The 21220-nt window shown below is 40.3% G+C and carries 19 protein-coding genes; 12 read left to right on the top strand and 7 right to left on the bottom strand.

Annotation, left to right across the window (positions count from 1 at the left end; genetic code table 11):
• Window positions 1-34: 34 nt before the first annotated feature.
• The 5 genes from thiC to gluQRS all read left to right on the top strand — a co-directional run bounded on the left by thiC (window position 35) and on the right by gluQRS (window position 5078).
• The gene (thiC, locus tag K6I41_RS17840; RefSeq protein ID WP_004795134.1) at window positions 35-1912 is read left to right on the top strand and encodes a phosphomethylpyrimidine synthase ThiC; all 1878 of its coding nucleotides are present in this window, start codon (window positions 35-37) and stop codon (window positions 1910-1912) included.
• A 75-nt stretch (window positions 1913-1987) separates the two neighbouring features.
• Window positions 1988-2623, top strand: coding sequence for an NUDIX domain-containing protein (locus tag K6I41_RS17845; RefSeq protein ID WP_174766103.1), 636 nt, complete (start codon window positions 1988-1990; stop codon window positions 2621-2623).
• Window positions 2620-3432, top strand: coding sequence for a 3',5'-cyclic-AMP phosphodiesterase (cpdA, locus tag K6I41_RS17850; protein ID WP_013199123.1), 813 nt, complete (start codon window positions 2620-2622; stop codon window positions 3430-3432). The genes K6I41_RS17845 and cpdA overlap by 4 nt, the downstream gene beginning before the upstream one ends.
• A 211-nt stretch (window positions 3433-3643) precedes the next feature.
• Window positions 3644-4180, top strand: a complete 537-nt coding sequence (dksA, locus tag K6I41_RS17855; RefSeq protein ID WP_002121205.1) for an RNA polymerase-binding protein DksA — start codon at window positions 3644-3646, stop codon at window positions 4178-4180.
• 1 nt (window position 4181) lies between these two features.
• Window positions 4182-5078: a tRNA glutamyl-Q(34) synthetase GluQRS gene (gene gluQRS / locus K6I41_RS17860; protein ID WP_151821490.1), complete on the top strand. Its 897-nt coding sequence runs from the start codon at window positions 4182-4184 to the stop codon at window positions 5076-5078.
• A gap of 49 nt (window positions 5079-5127) precedes the next feature.
• Here the strand turns inward: gluQRS and ftsW are convergent, their stop codons facing one another.
• The 5 genes from ftsW to K6I41_RS17885 all read right to left on the bottom strand — a co-directional run bounded on the left by ftsW (window position 5128) and on the right by K6I41_RS17885 (window position 10241).
• The gene (gene ftsW / locus K6I41_RS17865; RefSeq protein WP_004795141.1) at window positions 5128-6324 is read right to left on the bottom strand and encodes a putative lipid II flippase FtsW; all 1197 of its coding nucleotides are present in this window, start codon (window positions 6322-6324) and stop codon (window positions 5128-5130) included.
• Window positions 6325-6348: 24 nt separating this feature from the next.
• Window positions 6349-7695, bottom strand: a complete 1347-nt coding sequence (gene murD / locus K6I41_RS17870; RefSeq protein WP_250374881.1) for a UDP-N-acetylmuramoyl-L-alanine--D-glutamate ligase — start codon at window positions 7693-7695, stop codon at window positions 6349-6351.
• 160 nt (window positions 7696-7855) lie between these two features.
• A complete protein-coding gene (locus tag K6I41_RS17875) occupies window positions 7856-8107 on the bottom strand; it encodes a DUF6587 family protein (protein WP_013199125.1) in 252 nt (83 codons plus the stop codon).
• 20 nt (window positions 8108-8127) lie between these two features.
• A complete protein-coding gene (gene feoB / locus K6I41_RS17880; RefSeq protein WP_250374882.1) occupies window positions 8128-9981 on the bottom strand; it encodes a ferrous iron transporter B in 1854 nt (617 codons plus the stop codon).
• On the bottom strand, window positions 9978-10241 hold the full coding sequence (locus K6I41_RS17885) for a FeoA family protein (protein WP_013199126.1): 264 nt from the start codon (window positions 10239-10241) through the stop codon (window positions 9978-9980). Before K6I41_RS17885 ends, feoB begins: the two co-directional genes overlap by 4 nt.
• 143 nt (window positions 10242-10384) lie before the next feature.
• Here K6I41_RS17885 and xerD point away from each other — a divergent pair, with 143 nt between their 5' ends.
• The 4 genes from xerD (at window position 10385) to thrC (ending at window position 15006) form a co-directional block, all read left to right on the top strand.
• Window positions 10385-11305 (top strand): site-specific tyrosine recombinase XerD, encoded by a 921-nt coding sequence (gene xerD / locus K6I41_RS17890; RefSeq protein ID WP_049838278.1) that lies wholly within the window; start codon window positions 10385-10387, stop codon window positions 11303-11305.
• Between the two features lie 146 nt (window positions 11306-11451).
• Window positions 11452-12267, top strand: coding sequence for a DsbC family protein (locus K6I41_RS17895; protein WP_013199128.1), 816 nt, complete (start codon window positions 11452-11454; stop codon window positions 12265-12267).
• A gap of 243 nt (window positions 12268-12510) precedes the next feature.
• On the top strand, window positions 12511-13812 hold the full coding sequence (locus tag K6I41_RS17900) for a homoserine dehydrogenase (RefSeq protein WP_005301642.1): 1302 nt from the start codon (window positions 12511-12513) through the stop codon (window positions 13810-13812).
• Between the two features lie 54 nt (window positions 13813-13866).
• Window positions 13867-15006, top strand: coding sequence for a threonine synthase (gene thrC / locus K6I41_RS17905; protein ID WP_004795157.1), 1140 nt, complete (start codon window positions 13867-13869; stop codon window positions 15004-15006).
• 106 nt (window positions 15007-15112) lie between these two features.
• Here thrC and pbpG read toward each other — a convergent pair whose 3' ends face one another.
• Complete coding sequence (gene pbpG, locus K6I41_RS17910; RefSeq protein WP_147306163.1) at window positions 15113-16159, bottom strand: D-alanyl-D-alanine endopeptidase PBP7/8; 1047 nt, start codon at window positions 16157-16159, stop codon at window positions 15113-15115.
• A 212-nt stretch (window positions 16160-16371) separates the two neighbouring features.
• Between pbpG and gacA the strand changes: the two genes are divergently transcribed.
• From gacA to K6I41_RS17925, 3 genes are read left to right on the top strand one after another with little or no spacing between them, the layout of a single operon-like run.
• Window positions 16372-17007, top strand: coding sequence for a response regulator transcription factor GacA (gene gacA / locus K6I41_RS17915; protein WP_003654436.1), 636 nt, complete (start codon window positions 16372-16374; stop codon window positions 17005-17007).
• Window positions 17008-17017: 10 nt separating this feature from the next.
• The gene (locus K6I41_RS17920; RefSeq protein ID WP_198308288.1) at window positions 17018-18586 is read left to right on the top strand and encodes a sensor histidine kinase; all 1569 of its coding nucleotides are present in this window, start codon (window positions 17018-17020) and stop codon (window positions 18584-18586) included.
• Window positions 18587-18609: 23 nt separating this feature from the next.
• Entirely contained in the window at window positions 18610-20028 is a 1419-nt protein-coding gene (locus K6I41_RS17925) for a sigma-54-dependent transcriptional regulator (protein WP_250374883.1), read from the top strand.
• A 2-nt stretch (window positions 20029-20030) separates the two neighbouring features.
• Here K6I41_RS17925 and K6I41_RS17930 read toward each other — a convergent pair whose 3' ends face one another.
• Window positions 20031-21215, bottom strand: a complete 1185-nt coding sequence (locus tag K6I41_RS17930) for a S41 family peptidase (RefSeq protein WP_151989359.1) — start codon at window positions 21213-21215, stop codon at window positions 20031-20033.
• Between the last annotated feature and the right edge of the window lie 5 nt (window positions 21216-21220).

Genomic DNA, 21220 nt, shown 5'->3' on the forward strand with positions numbered 1-21220 from the left:
TTGATTCGTTGATGTTATTCATAAGGATCATGTAATGAACCAGTTAACGAATCTCTCTTCTGCTGAAATTTCAGCACAACATGAACAAGATGCAAAAGATTTAACCCGCATCTTACCCGCTTCTAAAAAAGTTTATATTGAAGGCTCTCGTCCTGATATTCAGGTTCCAATGCGAGAAATTTCTTTAACAGATACTCCAACTGGTCTGGGCGGTGAACATAATCCCCCTGTTATGGTCTATGACACTTCAGGTGTTTATACAGATCCAAATGTTCAAATTGATTTAGACAAAGGTTTACCTTCAGTTCGCCAAAACTGGATTGAAGAACGTAACGATACTGACGTACTTTCTGGTTTAACTTCAACTTTTGGTCAAGAACGTTTAAAAGACATTCGCACCGCTGACATTCGTTTTGCTCATATTCAAAACCCACGCCGCGCTAAAGCTGGCAAAAATGTCACTCAAATGCACTATGCCAAGCAAGGTATTATCACACCAGAAATGGAATATATTGCAATTCGTGAGAATCAGCGCCAGCGTGAAGGTGTTGATATGCGTCAACATGCTGGACAAAATTTCGGTGCAAAAAACTTAAAAGAAATTACACCTGAATTTGTTCGTCAAGAAGTTGCTGAAGGTCGTGCGATCATTCCTGCCAACATTAACCATCCAGAACTTGAACCAATGATTATTGGCCGTAATTTCTTGGTTAAAATTAATGCCAACATTGGTAACTCAGCGCTTGGTTCTTCAATTGACGAAGAAGTTGCCAAAATGACGTGGGCAACCCGTTGGGGTGCTGACACCATTATGGATTTGTCGACAGGTAAAAATATCCATGAAACACGTGAATGGATTATTCGTAACTCACCTGTTCCAATCGGTACCGTACCAATTTATCAAGCACTTGAAAAAGTTGATGGTGTTGCAGAAGACCTAACATGGGAAATCTTCAAAGACACACTGATTGAACAAGCTGAACAAGGCGTTGACTACTTCACGATTCACGCAGGTGTATTGCTTCGTTATGTGCCACTTACAGCAAACCGTTTAACAGGTATTGTGTCTCGTGGTGGTTCAATCATGGCGCAGTGGTGTCTAGCGCATCATGAAGAAAACTTCTTATACACTCATTTCGATGAAATCTGTGAAATCATGAAAGCCTATGACGTTTCATTTAGCTTAGGTGATGGCTTACGTCCGGGTTGTATTCAAGATGCAAATGACGAAGCACAGTTCAGCGAACTTAAAACCCTAGGTGAGCTTACTCATCGTGCATGGGAACATGATGTTCAAGTCATGATTGAAGGCCCTGGTCACGTACCAATGCACATGATCAAAGAAAATATGGATCTCCAACTAGAAGTATGTAAAGAAGCACCATTCTATACACTTGGGCCTTTAACGACAGATATCGCTCCGGGTTATGACCACATTACATCTGCAATTGGTGCAGCCATGATTGGTTGGTACGGCACAGCGATGCTTTGTTATGTGACACCAAAAGAACACTTGGGTTTACCAAACAAAAAAGATGTTAAAGACGGAATTATTACCTACAAGCTTGCGGCACATGCTGCTGACCTTGCTAAAGGACATCCGGGTGCACAGGTTCGCGATAATGCCTTGTCAAAAGCACGTTTTGAATTCCGTTGGGATGATCAGTTCAACTTAAGTCTAGACCCTGACACAGCACGTAGCATGCATGATGAAACCTTACCAAAAGAGGCGCATAAATCTGCTCACTTCTGTTCAATGTGTGGACCAAAATTCTGTTCAATGAAAATCACCCAGAATGTTCGTGACTATGCCAACAACCTCACTAATAGCAATTCAGAGGTTGAAGAAGGCCTCAAAGCGATGAAAGAGGTTTATCAAGAGCAAGGTCAAAAACTGTATCATAAAGTGTAAATATTCAAAAAAAACACTTGCCTAGCCATGATTCTCGGTTAGGATGAAATAAATAGATTTCGTCCTGATCGAATCATGAGTATTGTTGAACGTCCAAGTTATACATCTAAAGATGTCGAAGTAACATCACGTGAATCTCTATTCCGTGGTTTTATTCAAGTTGAAAAAGTCAGCCTTCGACATCGTCTATTTAATCAAACTGAATATACTCATGTATTACAACGTGAACTCATTCATCGGCCTGAAGCGGCTGGCGTTCTACTCTACAATGATCAAAGACAACAGTTTGCGCTGATTGAACAATTTCGTGTAGGTGCAATTAATGATCCCGATTCGCCGTGGCAATTGGAAGTAATTGCTGGTGTTTTGGATGGAGATGAAACGCCGGAGAGCTGTATTCGCCGTGAAACACTTGAAGAGTCAGGATGCATAGTTAATCATTTACATCATCTATTTAGCTTTTATCCATCTGCTGGGGCGTGTTCAGAACTATTTCACTTATATGCTGCTGAAACAAACTTACCCGCTGAAGGCGGGGTTTTTGGCATGCCTGATGAAGGTGAAAATATTCTTTTACACCTGTTTGACTACAGCGAAATATCAACATTATTGAGTCAAGGACGTTTGAGAAATGCCCCTGTCATTATGGCGTTACAATGGCTATCTCAACACATCACAACGATAATAAAATCCGACGAGGTAGGACGGTGACTTTTCAAGTCTCAACACTTTCACAAAAAGACCATGTCATTATACAAATTACCGATACCCACTTATTGGAGTATCCACACTTAGAATTTGTGGGGATGAATCCTGAAGAAAGTTTTCATGCCATTATTCAACAGATCCTGAAAAAACATCCTGAAGCTGATGCCATTATCCACACTGGAGATTTGGCTCAAGCACCAACGCCTATTACCTACAAACGTTATATTCAATATATGCAAACGTTAGGTCTGCCATTTTTCCAGACACTGGGCAATCATGATAACGTTGATCATTTTCCATTACATAAAGAAAATCATCAGGAACCTGTGGTCATTTGTCTAGGCAACTGGCGCGTTATTTTATTAAATAGTGCAGTAAAAGGTCAGATTAATGGGCACCTGTCGCCAGAACAACTACAAAATTTAGCGGCATTACTCGAAGAATTTTCAGATAACCCTGTTTTATTGGCTTGCCATCATCATCCTTTTGCAATGAAATCCAAATGGATTGATCATCACAAGTTACAAAATTCTAATGCTTTGCTTACTACATTAGCTCCATTTAAAAATGTAAAAGCTTTAATCTGCGGGCACGTTCACCAAGACTCACTAAACACTTGGCAAGGGATCGAATTTTTCTCGACCCCCTCAACAAGCGTTCAGTTTAAACCGTTTAGTAATGAGTTTGCCCTAGACCAAAATGCTCCCGGCTACCGTTACATTCGTCTAAAAAACGATGGTAGTTTTGAAACAGAAGTCTTCCGTCTTGAAAATTTTCAAGGCCTTATAAATACCAATATTTCAGGCTATTAGCTCTATTTTATATATGCTTATATGCAATTATGACTAGGGTAAACACGTTTTGAAAATATTTACGGGACGGAATGACTATCATCTTGCAGGAAAAATCTATATGATGACGACCCGATGGGAAAATCCCATCGATGGTTTTCTATAAAAACACTTGCATATCACCATATTTTTTGCGTATAGATAATACGTGTATGATGAGGAATGCCCTATTATGGCGAATGACAACCACAACCAAGTTTTGGATGAACATACAGAAGTTGTAGTGGAAGGTGACAAAGCTTCTGCAAAACGTGCACGTAAAGTGAAACCTAAAACTTCTGACATAGGCACAACTGCAAGTTTATTTGGTATTGCACCTTATCAACCTAAGAAAAATGAAGAGTACATGTCTGAAGGACAGCTCGAGCATTTCCGACAAATTCTGCAAGCATGGAAAGCTGAATTAATGTCTGAAGTTGATCGTACGTTGAATACGATGCAAGACGAATCAACTGCATTGCCAGATGTAAATGACCGTGCCACCCAAGAAGAAGAGTTTGCAATTGAATTGCGTACACGTGACCGTGAACGTAAGTTGATTCGTAAAATCGAACAATCTATGGAAGCAATTAAAAACGAAGACTACGGTTTCTGTGAAACATGTGGTATCGAAATCGGTTTACGTCGTTTAGAAGCACGTCCAACTGCAACGTTATGTATTGACTGCAAAACTTTGGCAGAAATTAAAGAGAAGCAAAATAACGGTTAATATGACCGCTGTAGCTACTCAAGAAAAGCCTAGCTTTTCATACTCAGGTCGGTTTGCGCCCTCGCCAACCGGCCCTTTGCATTTTGGATCACTCATTACCGCCGTCGCCAGTTATTGTGATGCTAAAGCTCACCAAGGCAAATGGCTGGTTCGTGTCGAAGACACAGATATCCCTCGTATTTATCCGGGCAGTGAAGAGCATATTCTCACTTCACTGGATGCCTTCCAGTTCGAACCCGATGCAGAAATCATCTTTCAAAAAAACCGTTTAGACATTTATGAAAGTGTACTAGATCAACTTAAAAAAGAGGGTCTAATCTATGCGTGTCAATGTACACGCAAAATGCTGGGTTCAAATGCTATCTATGCGGGAACATGCCGTAATCTCAATCTTGATTTTCAAGACCAAGCAATTCGCGTAAAAGTTAAAGATCAACAAATCTGTTTTGATGACCGACTACAAGGACTTCATTGTTCTAATCTGCAACACGACCTTGGAGACTTTGTTCTTAAACGCCGTGATGGGATTATTAACTATCAACTTGCTGTCGTCGTGGATGATTATCTACAAGGCATCACCCATGTCGTTCGAGGCTCAGACCTATTAGATAACACCGAACGTCAGATCTGGCTTGGCGAGCTTTTAGGATACCCTAAACTGAGCTATATGCACCTTCCTCTCGCCATGAATGATCAAGGGCAAAAGCTTTCTAAACAGAATCTTGCTCAGGCACTCGATTTAACTAAAGCGCCTGAATTGCTACAACAAGCCATACAAGCACTGGGACAACCTAACGTTGATTTAGACCTCCCCGAAGTGATGCTCAAGCAAGCTGTAGCACAGTGGAATATTGATTTAATTCCACATGGACAAGAGCTCAGCGGAATATACCTATAAATAAAAAAACCCGATATCAAATCGGGTTTTCTCATGCCTAAATGTTCAACTAGAAGTTTGATTCTTCCCTTTCTGGGTTTACTTCTTGGGTTGAAGCATCAATCTTTAAGATCAAACTAATCATCGCAGCACACATCATTAAAGATGTACCACCATAACTAATAAATGGCAGAGTCAAACCTTTAGTCGGCATCAAACCCATATTCATGCCCGCATTTACTAAGATCTGGAGCAAGAAAATAATACTAATACCGTAAGCCAAATAGCCTGCGCGAAGATAATGATGTTTCAATGCACGATGACCAATTTTGATACAGCATGCCAACATCAAGAAAGACAAACCAATGACAATCGAAATACCAAAGAAACCAAACTCTTCACCTAACACCGCCAACATAAAGTCAGTGTGCGCTTCAGGTAAATAAGATAACTTTTGGACACTATGTCCTAAGCCTGTACCAAACCACTCACCACGGCCAAAGGCCATTAATGCATTTGATAACTGATACCCCACCCCTAATGGATCTGCCCATGGGTCAGTAAATGAAATCAAACGCTGGAAACGATATGGTTCAAACAAAATCAAAAATACGATACCGGTTACAATCGCACCTAACATAATTAAGAACTGTGTCGGCGGTGCACCAGCTAAAAAGAATACCCCGACCATCATCAATACAATTACGATCGTAGCACCCAAGTCAGGCTCAGCAATAATCAAACCAACCGTAATTGCCATGACCCCACTTAAACGTAATAAGCCTTTCCAATGAGTACGAACCTCTTTGGCACGGCGCACAACGTAGTCTGCGGTAAAGATTGCCATCATGACTTTGGCAACCTCGGTTGGCTGTAAGGTAAAGCCACCAATCTTAATCCAACGTGTAGAACCGTTCACTTCTGAACCTACCACCAAAGCAGCAAGCAGCAGAACCATGGTCAACAGCCACAGCGGGAAAGTATTTTTAAACCACGTATTGAGTGATATCCGATAGGTCAAATATGCCACCACAGCCGCAGCGACAATCGAAATACCATGACGAATCACATAGTGAAACGGGTTTTCATGCATATATTCAGCATAGGGCATCGAAGCAGACGCTACCATCACTGAACCGATACACAACAATGCAACGACACAGAAAATCAGGACATTACGTGGCGTCACTTCCGCTGGCCATTTAGGCAATATCCGTTCATACCAATGATTGATTTTCTGGATTGTGGTCTGAGCTAAGCCTGCCATACTACATTCCTAATCATGTTTTCTTTAAACCAACGAATTGACGCAGGCAACAAACTGCTGACCACGATCATTATAACTTTTAAACATATCAAAACTTGCACAGGCTGGTGATAACAACACCACATCTTCAGCTTGTGTTTCACGTTGACACAGCTCTACAGCTTCTTTGAGTGTTGCTGCATGCAAAATTTTGGTTGCGCCTTGAATAGCCTGTTCAATAACTGGAGCATCTTCACCAATCAATACCACAACTTTGGCATATTTTTCGATAGAAGAACGTAATGGAGCAAAATCTTGACCTTTACCCTGCCCACCTAAAATCAAGGCAACCTTACCTTTTTTAACCTCAATTGCAGCCCCTAAACCATCAATTGCTGCAAGTGTAGCACCAACGTTAGTCCCTTTAGAGTCATTATAATAACGTACATCATGTACTGTTCTCACATACTCACAGCGGTGCTCTAATCCTTTAAATTGTTTTAAGGTTTCAAGCATAGATTCCATTGGCAAACCAATTGCTTCACCTAATGCCAAACAAGCTAAAGCATTAGCTACGTTGTGCATGCCTTGAATATATAAATCTGAGCTTTTAATTAAACGCTTCAAACCACGTGCAAGCCAAAGCGTGCCATCACCATCTCTTAAAACACCATATTGATTTAGGTCTGGTGCATTTAGACCAAAGCTTTGCATTGGTGTTGTATCTGGAACAAGAGGGCGACTTAAAGCATCATCACGGTTAAATATAACTTTTTTAACCCCTTGGAAAATACGATGTTTTGCTTGGTGATAACCCCACATATCGCCATGACGATCTAGGTGATCTTCACTCATGTTAAGAACCACAGCAACCTCAGCATTTAAATGTGATGTGGTTTCCAACTGAAAACTTGATAGCTCAAGTACAAGCAACTCTGGTTGGTCTTTTAGCAAGTCTAGAGCTGGGCGTCCTAGGTTTCCGCCCACAGCAACTTTTTTACCTGCATCTTTAGCCATTAAACCAATTAAAGTCGTTACTGTACTTTTGGCATTAGAACCCGTAATAGCCACAATAGGCACTTCAGTCGCACGGCGTAATAGTTGAATGTCACCTACCACTGAAATCCCTTGAGCAATAGCTGCCTGAATTTCTGGTAATTGCGGTGCAAGGCCTGGGCTTAAAATAACTTCTTCTGCTTGTAATAATAATTCTTGGTCGAGTTGACCAAAACTGGTTTTAACACCAGCTGGAATCTGGTCATGACCAGGAGGGGTTGGACGAGAGTCCGTTACTGCAACTTGGTAGCCTTGTTCATGCAGGAAATTAACAGCAGAAACACCTGATATTCCTAAGCCTGCGACAACTTTTAATCCACCACGTTGTATTAACATTTTTGCCCCACAATTTATCAATCGACAGAATGGCAAAAATGTTAGCACTTTGCTGTTTTGAATGCTTTTTCAGTTTGAACTTTATTCATCTTTTTTTGTGTCAGTGCGTAAAAAAGCCATCAATATGATGGCTTTTTAAACGAAACAGGAAATACTAAGTTTATTGCCATTTAATCGGCTTAATTTCTTGAACTGTATTGGTTGGTTTATCTTCGCTTGAACAACCACAGCCACCAGCACAGCCAAAGGTCATTTTTGGTTTAAGCCATTTTGCCAAGGTTGTCCAACCCTGCTTTTCACAAAATACAGAGAGTGAAGAAAAGACTGAATTTGCTGTTTTTGGAAATACTTTCTTAAAAACAACAACCGCACTCCAACTCACTACAACCGCAATAATCAGATATTGAATCATATACAACCTCCTTTCTTGCTTTAACCCCAATAGTGGGAAGCAATTTGATAGGTAACAAACGATGCCAAATAAGCCAAACCGAACAGATATGCAGTCATGGCAGCAACATGTTTCCATGAACCTGTTTCACGTCGTACTGTTGCCAACGTAGCCAAACAATGTGGGGCATAAATGAACCACACTAAAAGCGACAATCCTGTTGCCAAAGACCAACCTGTGCCATCTGCACTAATCAGATGTGACAAACCTTGAGCTACAGCATCGTCACTCGTTGCAGACAAGGCATAAACCGTACCTAATGCTGCAACCACAACTTCACGCGCAGCCATAGCTGGAATTAAAGCAATACAGATTTGCCAGTTAAAACCAATTGGAGCAAATAAAGGTTGAATAAGGTGTCCGAGCATACCGGCAAAACTATAATCTATAGCAGGTAATGTCGCCCCTTCTGGTGGTTGGGGGAAAGTACACAAAAACCAGAGCAAAATAGAGAGCGCAAAAATGATTCCGCCGACGCGCTTCAAGAAGATCTTTGCACGGTCCAGCAAACCGATTCCCACACTTTTTAAATCAGGGAAACGATAACTCGGCAGCTCTAGCAATAAGGCATGTTGAGACTTATCTTTTTGGAAGAATTTCATTAAAAATGAAACACAAAGTGCACTCACAATACCAGCCATATACAGACCGAATAGCACCAGACCTTGTAGGTTGAAAATACCCCAGACCATTTTCTCTGGAATAAATGCAGCAATCAGCAAGGCATATACTGGTAAACGTGCCGAACAAGTCATTAATGGCGCAACCATAATGGTCGTAAAACGATCACGAGGGTCACTAATACTACGCGTTGCCATGATTCCCGGTACTGCACAAGCAAAGCTTGAAAGTAAAGGAATAAAGGCTCGTCCGCTTAAACCAGCTTGAAACATTAATTTATCAAGTAAAAATGCTGCACGCGGTAAATAGCCCGATTCTTCTAATACTAAAATGAAGAAGAACAAGATTAAAATTTGTGGCAAGAACACCACAACGCCACCTGCACCCGCAATAATTCCGTCAACAACCAAACTATGCAGTAGTGGCTGTGTAATCACAGTTCCCACCACTTCACCCAACCAGCCGAAGAAACCTTCAATGCCATCCATGAATGGGGCTGCCCATGCAAAAACTGCTTGGAACACAATAAACATCATGAGTGCAAGGCTAAGTAGGCCTAAAACTGGATGTAAGAAAATTCGATCTAGAAAATCAGTACGCTTATCGCCCTGATCGACATATTGAACAACATCTTTAAAAATCATATCGATTTTTTGATGATGAGTTCCAGTCAAGCCACTCAGTTCAGTCTGTGGCACACTGTATTTTTCTTGATCAAGGGCATGTAATAAATTTTCAATGCCCGCATTACGAACAGCAACTGTTTCAACAACGGGCACACCCAAACGTTGAGATAACTTTTGAGTATTAATTTGGATACCACGACGACGCGCTTCATCCATCATATTCAGTACAAGTAAAATCGGACGGCCTAGCCCGATCATTTCGAGTACTAGTCCTAAATGCAATTTTAAGTTAGTGGCATCAACCACACACAAAAATGCATCTTGCTGCCCTTCTTCTGTAATCTTACCCAAACAAACGTCACGGGTAATAACTTCATCAGGACTAGTTGCATTTAGACTATATGTACCCGGTAAATCGAGTACACGCACTGCTCGACCTGACGGTAACTGAAAATGACCTACTTTACGCTCAACAGTTACGCCCGCATAGTTTGCAACTTTTTGTCGAGTTCCAGTTAAGTGGTTGAAAAGAGAGGTTTTACCACAGTTCGGGTTTCCCACAAGGGCAATACGTAACGCATCACTCATGCGGGTACTCCTTCTTCTACTAAAATTTCAATTTTTTCCGCTTCTGCTTTACGTAAAGCGAAACGAGTAAAGCCAATTTGGATCAAGATCGGATCACCACCAAAAATACCCTTGGTAATCACTTCCACTCGTGTGCCTGGTACAAAGCCCAGACTTTCCAAACGAATTGCGACCAAATCTTGCTGCTCGGACTCTACTTCTATCCGATTCACTTTGGTGATGGTCGCCGCTTGCTTCACTTTTAAAGCTGATAAACGCACCGCATCCGATCCTAAACCTTTTTTTCTAGTATACATATAAATGAGAATAATTACCAAATAAGGTTAAATTTCACTTCTTATTCAGTGTAATCGACAAACCTTAAAGTTTCTTTTAAAGTACAGAGGTTTAGAGGATGTAGTGTATGTTGAATAAAAAACCGCGTATTCCAAGCCCAGTTCAAATTCCTGAACATTTAAGCTTTTTACAAGGTTTCCGCGACTATTTAGTTGCACAGACAGTAAGTCCACATACACGAAATGCTTATTTATCTGACCTCATTCAATGCAGTGAACTTCATAAAAAAACAGCTCTTCCAGAGTGGACAAGTGATGATATCGCTGATGTTCTAATTGAACTGACAAAAGCAGGGAAAAGTCCCCGCTCGATTGCTCGCTGCTTATCTGCTCTACGCCAGTTTTACAAATTTTTACGTGAACAGAAATTACGAAGCGATAATCCTGTAGCAACTCACCATTCTCCAAAAATTGGACGGGCCTTACCCAAAGATTTATCTGAAGAAGATGTTGAAGCACTGATCCAAGCACCCGATATCAATACAGCACTTGGCTTACGTGATCGAGCAATGTTTGAAGTACTTTACGCCTGCGGTTTACGTGTTTCAGAACTACTTAACTTGCGATTAGAGCTCATTAATTTAAAGCAAGGCTATTTACGTGTTACAGGTAAAGGCAATAAAGAACGTTTAGTTCCATTAGGACAATTCGCTTGTGAATGGGTAGAACGCTATTTGCATAATGCTCGGCCTCAGCTCTACAAAAGCTCGACTGACTATCTTTTTTTGACCCAACATGGCGGAATTATGAGTCGGCAGAACTTTTGGTATGCCATTAAACGCTATGCGCTTCAAGCCAATATTCAAGCTGAACTCTCACCTCACACCTTACGTCACGCCTTTGCAACACACTTACTCAATCATGGCGCTGATTTACGCGTAGTACAAATGTTACTGGGTCATAGCGATTTATCTACAACACAAATCTATACACATGTTGCACAAGTACGAATGCAACAATTACATGAAAAACATCACCCTAGAGGATGATAAAGATTTAAAGTTCCAGACAATTATTTCATATCAATCGTTTGATTTCGTTCACAAAGGTTAAGAAAGTTTTAACAATACACATTAGATTTTTTGTTATGCTTAGCAGCTTCTGACTATAAATACTGATGAAATAAGGGTTATCTATGTCTTTTACCCGCTCTCAAATTTTTCTTGCCTGCACTCTGGCATCTAGCCTTTTGTTCAGTGCTTGTTCTAAAGAAAACAAACCACAAAAAGAAGATGCGCTCACAGCGACTGCACCTGCTACTGGGGAAGCTTCAACCATTATCGAACGTAATGATAAGCAGCGTTTAATTGAAACTTTGCAGAAACAATTTAAGAATGCAAATATCAATGCCAAAATTTTAGATATCAAGCCGACAGAAGTTCCTAATTTGTATTGGGTAAATCTCGAAGGGATGACATCGATTTATACAACCAGTGATGGAAAATATTTAATTCAGGGTGATGTAATCCGATTAGGAGGCAAAGAGCTTCATAATATTGGAGATAATCTTCAAGCTTCAGAAAATAAAAAGCATCTTGCTGCGTTAAAAAATGAAGATTTGATTGTTTACCCAGCGAAAGGCGGTAAAGCTAAACATGTGATTTATGTGTTTACCGATGCAAGCTGTCCTTATTGCCATAAACTACATGAGCACATACCTGAAATTAATGAAAAGGGTATTGAAGTACGCTATATCGCTTGGCCACGTGGTGAGCAATTTATGCCGACCATGGAAGCTGTATGGTGTAGTGCAGATCGTAAAGCTGCCTTTAGCCAAGCAGTACAAGGTGTCAATATTCCGCCTGCTCAATGTAAAAACCCTGTTCGTGAACAATATCAACTTGGCTTAAACATGGGTGTAAATGGTACACCTGCTATTTATAGTGTTGATGGCGAGTACTTAGGTGGATATCTAACACCAGATGAATTAATTAAACGTCTGGATAAATAATCCATTTAAAGTTGATGAATGATTAATCATCTATCTCTTACAAAAAGCGCTGCTCTCATTGCAGCGCTTTGTTTTTTCAATAAATAATGCTTTAACTCTCTGTGTTTAAAGACTGATCTACTCTTCTTTTCCAAACATCGCACTCTAATTCATTGAACAGGCACTAAAAGCGCTAGAGTCTGGCGTTTTTTTTAGCTATGATCTAGCTTCAACTAAATGATTAAATGATGAATGGAGTGTGACGTGAAACCAGTTCGCCTGGCAATACTCGGTCTAGGAACCGTAGGTGGAGGAGCCCTTAAACTACTACAAGAAAATGCCGCTGAAATTAAACGTCGCACCGGTCGAGAAATTCAAATTACCCACGTTGGAACACGCCGCCCTCGTCCAGATCTAGAATTGGAAGGGATTAAACAAAGCGCCGATTTACTTGACATCGTTCGTCAACCAGACGTTGATGTAGTTGTAGAAGTTATGGGTGGGATCCACCCTGCTTACGAAGTTATCATGGAAGCGATCAAACACGGCAAACAAGTCGTGACTGCAAACAAAGCGTTACTCGCTGAACATGGCAATGAATTATTTAAAGCAGCAGAAGACAATGCTGTGCAAATTGCTTATGAAGCAGCAGTTGCTGGCGGTATTCCAATTATTAAAGTCATCCGCGAAGGCCTTGCTGCAAACCATATTGAATGGTTGGCAGGCATCATTAATGGTACAGGCAACTTTATTCTGACTGAAATGCGTGAAAAAGGCCGTGCATTTGATGATGTATTAAAAGAAGCTCAAGAACTTGGTTATGCAGAAGCAGATCCAACTTTTGACGTTGAAGGTATTGATGCTGCGCACAAGCTTACAATTTTAGCGTCTTGTGCTTTTGGTATTCCTCTTCAGTTTGATAAGGTCTATACCGAAGGTATTAGTAAAATCACTGCACAAGATGTGAAATATGCAGAAGAACTTGGTTTCCGCATTAAACACCTAGGAATTGCACGTCGCGCTGAAAAGGGTATTGAACTACGTGTTCACCCAACGCTCATTCCAGATGAACAGCTTATTGCGAATGTAAACGGCGTTAAAAATGCTGTTTTAGTTCAAGCGCATGCTGTAGGCCCAACGCTCTATTACGGTGCTGGTGCGGGTGCTGGTCCAACAGCTTCTGCTGTTGTTGCCGATGTAATTGATATTGTTCGTGACATCTCTTATACCGAAGACGGTGCAGGAACAATTCCTCAGTTGGCTTTTGAAGCATTAACAAATGTGCCAATTTTAAGCCGTGAAGAAATGACTACAGGTTATTACATCCGCTTAAATGCAGAAGATCAAACTGGCGTACTTGCAGATGTTACTACCATCTTAAGCCGCGCTGGAATTAGTATTGATGCCATCATGCAACAATCCCGTTTAAAAGACCTTATTCCAATCGTGATTCTGACCGATCCAATCGTTGAATCTAAAATGGATGAGGCTCTTGCACAAATCCAAGCATTACCTGCTATTCGTGGCGAAATCGTAAGAATTCGTTTAGAATCGCTCGATAGTTAATCAGGTTGAGGGAAAGATTCCCTCTCCCGCTTCACCTCTAATTGGAACACCATCATGTCTAATGCCAATCGTTATACTGGTCTTGTAGATCGTTATCGTGACCGTTTGCCAGTTTCGGCAACTACTCGTGCTATCTCTTTGGGTGAAGGCAACACCCCACTCATTAAACTTGAGAATATTCCACGTATTATTGGCAAAGATGTTGAAATTTATGTGAAATATGAGGGCTTAAACCCAACTGGTTCATTTAAAGACCGTGGTATGACCATGGCTGTAACCAAAGCGGTTGAAGAAGGCTCTAAAGCGATTATCTGTGCATCTACTGGTAACACTTCTGCTGCTGCTGCTGCTTATGCTGCACGCGCAGGTATCAAAGCATTCGTTTTGATTCCAGAAGGCAAAATTGCAATGGGTAAAATGGCGCAAGCGATGATGTATGGTGCAATCACTATGCAAATTCGTGGTAACTTCGATGATGGTATGCGTCTTGTAAAAGAAGTTGCTGATCAAGCACCTGTAACAATTGTAAACTCAATCAACCCTTACCGTTTGCAAGGTCAAAAAACTATTGCTTATGAAATCGTTGAAGCTTTAGGCCGCGCACCTGATTATCACTGCTTACCTGTTGGTAACGCAGGTAACATCACAGCTCACTGGATGGGTTATACCGAAGCTGTAGCAAACCAACCTGCTGATCAGTTTGAACAAGTGATTTATGATGCAGCTACTGATCAATTCACTGGTCCAAAACCTGAAGGTTTACCAACAATGGTTGGTTACCAAGCTTCTGGCGCAGCTCCATTCTTACGTGGTGCTCCAGTTGAAAGCCCTGAAACAGTTGCAACTGCAATTCGTATTGGTAATCCACAAAGCTGGAACCATGCAAAAGCTGTAGTACGTGACTCTAAAGGCTGGTTCGATGAACTTCAAGACAGCGAAATTTTAGAAGCTCAACGCTTACTTTCTATGTATGAAGGTGTATTTGTTGAGCCAGCATCTGCTGCTTCTATTGGCGGTGCGATTCGCGATATTAAAGCAGGTAAGATTGCTGAAGGTTCTGTAATTGTATGTACAGTAACTGGTAACGGCTTGAAAGATCCTGACACTGCAATCAAACAATGTGCTGATGCAGTGATGTTGTCAATTGATGCGACAATGAGCCAAGTAAAAGATTCGATTTTATCTAATATGTAAAATCTGAGTTTTCAAAAAACGGCTGTTCAACACAGCCGTTTTTTTATGTCTTTTTTATAGCCATAAAAAAACGCTTCTTGATAGAAGCGTTTTTAGAATATTTAAATTAAATACGTTTTGGTAAATTACTTAACCAACCTAATAGGTTAGTTGCATCGTTATTACGTGCCTGCGTACTTGGCTCGCCAAGCAATACAATCACTGCTGGACGCGAGTTTACAGTCGTATGCATGACAACACAGCGACCTGCTTCATTGATATAACCTGTTTTAGACAAGTTAATATTCCAACCACCATTACGCACTAGAGCATTCGTATTGTTAGATTTCAACACACGATAACCCAAGTTAAAGTCATAGGTCGGTGTAGTTGAGAATTGGCGAATCAAACCATATTGAGAAGCTGTACTCGCTAAAATCCCTAAGTCACGCGCAGAAGATACATTGCGTGGATCTAAACCAGTTGACTCATAATAATGAGTTGCATTCATACCTAAAGCACGTGCTTTAGCGTTCATTGCCGCTACGAATGCAGGACGACCACCCGGATAAGTACGCGCTAAAGCTGCCGCTGCGGGATTTTCAGACTTCATCAAAGCAAACAACAATACTTCTGCACGGTTCATTTTGTCGCCAACACGAAGTGTTGAACTTGAATTTTTACCGTTTGCCCCAGCAAAATCAATTTGCTCAAGCATAATTTCTTCTGACATGTTCAAACGAGCATCTGCCGTTACCACTGCTGTCATCAACTTGGTAATAGACGCAATTGGCACAGAAGCATTGGTGTTTTTACTAAACAGCACTTCACCCGTTTGCGCATCCATCACTAACGCAGCTCGAGCACTGACGCTCGGCTGAGCATTGTAACCACTCGTATCACGAATTGGAGCAAGCTTAGGAGCAGATGCTATAACTTTAGGTGCATTACTACCACGTAAAGTTGTAGTTACAGATGTTGATCCTTGAATAGTCGGCTCATCATCTTCATCATTCAACAGTTGACTAACGTCAGCTGAAGACCAATTTAAATTTGCAGTCCCAGTACTCCCTGAGGACGGGTTATTGACGAGTTCTGCAAAGCTTGTTGAACTCAAACTAAGCAAAATAGACATGCTTAGCACATGTATTAAAGACTTTTTAGAATTTTTCACGGCACAATACTCGACTCAGGGTGATACACATTTGCGCTTACTATAATTATGCCTTACATTTGAGGTATAAGGTATAACGCTTTTACCGACACAATTGTGCACAACTATTCGCTCACTATATAAGAATAGGATTGCTAATTTTGTCATTCCATTGCAAGCTAATTTTGCTTTATGTAACAAAAAACTTGTTTTTTGAAAGAAAGGAGGTCTTCTTGATTACAGTTTTAGTTGTGGATGACCATGAACTTGTACGTACAGGCATTTGCCGTATGTTAGAAGATCATGCCGATGTAGAGGTCATTGGACAAGCCGAATCGGGTGAAGAAGCAATTGCTATTGTTCGTCAGAAACATCCTCAAGTTGTGTTGCTTGATGTCAACATGCCAGGCATCGGGGGCGTAGAAACGACACGTCGTTTACTACAAACCGCACCAGACACAAAAGTTATTGCTGTAAGTGGTTTATCAGAAGAACCGTACCCTTCTCTTCTGCTTAAAGCAGGAGCTAAAGGTTATATCACTAAAGGTGCTCCAATTACCGAAATGGTTCGGGCAATCAACAAAGTCATGCAAGGCGGCAAATACTTCAGTGCCGATATTGCTGAGCAGTTGGCGAGTTCCTATCTATCTGACACGCAACAATCGCCTTTTGACGCTTTATCCGAACGAGAAATGCAAGTTGCAATGATGGTTGTAAATTGTATTAGCGCTCAGGAAATTGCGGACAAACTTTTTGTAAGTGTCAAAACGGTGAATACTTACCGCTACCGTATTTTTGAAAAACTCGCTATCGATAGCGACGTTAAACTCACTCATCTTGCAATCCGTTATGGTTTGATCAAGCCATAATTAAACTTATATGCAATTTCCCTTAAACTCATCGTTGTCCCATACGATTTTTCGTTTGGGCACGTGGTATGGTTTATATCGTCTTATTATTGCGGTTAGCCTCAATATTATTTTGGTTTTAACCGATGCTCAAATCGACAATAGTCTACAACAACCTTCTTTATATTCTTATACCCTGCTCGGCTATTCCATATTAAGCCTTCTTCAGCTTTTGTGTTTTAAGTTTGTTGCAACTCAGGCAACCAAACAGCTTATTTTATTTTTTGTAGTTGATGTTATCTGCCTGAGCTTACTTACATTTTCTGTAGGTGAACCAAATCTACAACTCAGCTTGCTGTATGTTATTGCTATATTTACCTCGGCAATTTTACTCAGCGCAAGAATGTCTTTACTCATTACATTACTTGCTGTCATTGCCGTTATTTACCAACGTTTTGTTGGTAGTTTGTTTGACTACAATAATCTAAATACGATTGGTAATAGTGCCTTATTAGCCTTCTTATTTTTTGTGGTGCATGGCATTGGGCAAATTGCGGTACAGCGCTTTAAACTACTTGAAGCACTGACTTTCCACCAATCCATAGAACTCTATCAACTACAAAATATTAACCGCTATATTTTGGAACAAATTGAAGAAGGCTATTTGGTTCTAGATGAAAACTATGACATTGTTTTAAGTAATCCGGCTGCCTGCTCTCTGTTAGGGATTCCTCCTCAATTTGCTAGTGAAAAATACCCTTTAGCGAAATGGCACCCCGATTTATTTGAAATTCTTAAGTTTGATAACCTGCAAGAAGGCGATCGATTTATTTTTGAGTCTCGGCTGTCGGCGTATTCTATTAATATTAAAGTGCAACATCTTGTGGTGCCACAACAAGCATTGACACTACTCATCTTACAAGATGCACAGCAAATTAATCAGCAAGCTCAACAACTCAAACTTGCTGCCTTAGGGCAACTTTCAGCCAGCATTGCACATGAAATCCGTAATCCCCTAGCAGCCATTGTTCAGGCAAATGAATTACTTAAAGATAGTGATTTAGAACAGCAAAATACTTTACGTCGTATGATTGGTAAGCAAACAAAGCGCATCGATAGTATTGTTCAAGATACATTAGGACTGGCCAGCAGCGAAAGAACTTACCCAATCCAGATTGAATTAAACAATTTCATAAAGACGTTATTAGACGAAGATCTTTTAGATGTTAAACATTCTATACAGCTTAAAATTTCCGATTCATCCTTAAAATTATTATTTGACGAGAAACAACTTAGGCAGGTGCTCATTAACCTTGTCAGAAATGCTTTACGACATAATGCACCCGATTCACCCCATGTTCTGATCAACATTCATTCACAGACAAATAAAATTTATATTGATGTGATCGATTACGGCGAAGGGGTTTCAAAACGTGATATATCTCAATTATTTAAACCATTTTTTAGTACCGAAATTAATGGAACTGGTTTAGGATTATATTTGTCTCATAGTTTTTGTGAGGCAAACCATGCAAAGCTCACTTATGTAGAGCAAAAACAAGGGGCATGCTTCCGAATGGAATGCCCAATAATATATTGATTTTTTATTAGGTTTTTGGGGAAATGGCAGAACAGCAACCACTGGTTTTGCTTGTAGACGATGAAGAAGATTTGTGCCTTTTAATGCAAATGACTCTTGCACGAATGGGGATTAAAACACATCTTGCTTATCGGGTTGAACAGGCCAAACAACTCTTTACTCAGTTTCATTACGATGCATGTTTAACCGATTTAAACCTACCCGATGGTAGCGGTTTAGAATTGGTTAAACACGTTTCTCAAACTTACCCACACACACCAATTGCAGTTTTAACTGCATACGGCAATATGGATATTGCAATTGCAGCGTTAAAAGCAGGAGCTTTTGACTTTGTAAGTAAACCTATTAACCAAATTCATTTAGATCAGTTATTAAAAAAAGCGCTTAACCAGCCAAAACCAGAACATGAGTTTGGTGAAACAACTTTGGAAAATGACCTATTAATTGGTCGTTCTCCCCCAATACAAAACTTACGAACAGCTATTAAAAAAATAGCTCGTTCTCAAGCTCCTGTGTTTGTTACAGGTGAGTCTGGTACAGGTAAAGAGGTTGTTGCTAATCTTATTCACCGCTTGAGTAATCGCAGCGAAGGCCCGTTTATTGCGATTAACTGTGGAGCCATCCCAACTGAGCTCATGGAAAGTGAACTTTTTGGACATAAAAAAGGAAGTTTTACTGGAGCGACCCAAGACAAACAAGGCCTTATTTTGTCTGCGCATGGCGGCAGTTTATTTTTAGATGAAATTGCCGAATTGCCATTAAGTATGCAGGTTAAATTGCTTCGGGCAGTGCAAGAGAAAAAAATTCGTCCAGTAGGTTCAGATCAGGAAATTGATGTTGATTTTCGAGTAATCAGCGCCAGCCACCAAGATTTAGATTTGTTAGTCCGACAAGGTAAATTCCGTCAGGACTTATTTTTCCGTATTCATGTGATGGATATCATGTTGCCGCCACTACGTGAGCGCGGTGGCGATATTTTGTTATTAGCCAATCATTTTATTCAAAAAGTTTGTATGGAATGGGAAATTCCAAGCAAACAATTAACTACAACTGGTGAAACTTATTTATTGCAGCAAGATTTCCCGGGTAATGTTCGTGAATTAAGAAATATGATTGAACGAGCTATTACCTTAAGTGATGATGAATTTATTGATTTAACACATCTAGCACCTCTTCTCAGAGGCAGTAGTGTTAACTCTCAAATCACCACCCAACCATTGAATGACACCTCAAATGCGATTGCCCAAACTCGACCAAAACTACCAATGGAAGGTTTAGAACGCTACTTAGAAAATATTGAAAAAGATCTTCTATTGAACGCATTGGACATGACACATTGGAACCGAACATTAGCAGCTAAAAAGCTAGGAATGACCTTTCGTTCTTTACGCTATCGACTGAAAAAGTTTGGCTTAGATACCGAATTAGGAGAAGAAGTATAAAACTACTTTTTCTTTAGAAATAAGTCTGCAACGCGATCTAAATAAACGTCTTCTTTCATTTCTGGGGGCAAAGGATAGGTCTGATTAGGCTGAATACCTTGCCCTTCAATCATATTGCCGTTTGGCGTGTAGTAATGTGAGACTGTCATTTGTAGTGCAGCACCACTTGGCAAAGGAAATAGCTTTTGTACTACGCCTTTTCCATAACTTTTTTCACCCATGACCCATGCACGCTGATGTTCTTTCATGGCTGCAGTAAAAACTTCGGCTGCCGATGCAGAGCGATGATTAATTAATATACCTAATTTTATATTCTGAAATTCATTGCCGGGCAAAGCCTGAAATTGCTGGTTACCTTCCGAGCGGCTTTTTGTTGAAACAATAATTCCGTTATTTAAAAATAAATCTGCCGACTCGACTGCTGCCGATAACAGTCCACCCGGATTGTTTCGCAAATCGATTAAAACGGCTTTTAAACGTGGTGAACTATTTTCTTCAATTAACCGTTTAATTTCATTTGCCGTATCTTGCTGGAATACTCTAATTTTGAGTACTAAAACCTGATTATGTAGCATTACAGGTTCGATATCGGTTTCTATTTTTTTATTACGAACTAAGTTAATGTTTCCACTTAACTCTTCTGCTTGTACTTGAAGCGTACTTCCAATAGAACCGTAAAGCAGACCAAGTACCTGATCTTGGTTTAAGTTTTTTAGGTCTTGATTATCAATCTTGAGAATCGTCTGACCATTTCTTAAGCCTAATTTATATGAGTCTGAACCTGTTTTAAGATCACGAATCATCCATTTATGGAGATGCAATTCAGGGCTTAACGCAAAATCGACCGAGGCAAGATCACCTTCGGTATATTGAATGAGTTGACGATATTCTTCTGCCGACAAATAACGTGAATAACGATCTAATCCACTCACTAGCCCTTTAATGGCTTGTTGAAATAAAGCATCGTCAGACTTCACATCGACATAGTTATCTCGAACGATTCCATAGATTTGTACAAACTGTTGAATCGACTCGATCGGCACCTCTGCATAACTATGTTCCGGTTCTTCCGAATCAGAATGCAAAGGTGACAATTTCTCTTTTACAACGGGCGCCGCAAAAGCAAATTGGCTGCAACACAGCAACATACTTACAATAAGTTTTTTATATTTAATGTGTTGCAGCATCCAAT

It is taken from the genome of Acinetobacter sp. AS23, from assembly GCF_023612055.1.
In the GTDB taxonomy this organism is placed as follows: Bacteria; Pseudomonadota; Gammaproteobacteria; order Pseudomonadales; family Moraxellaceae; genus Acinetobacter; species Acinetobacter oleivorans.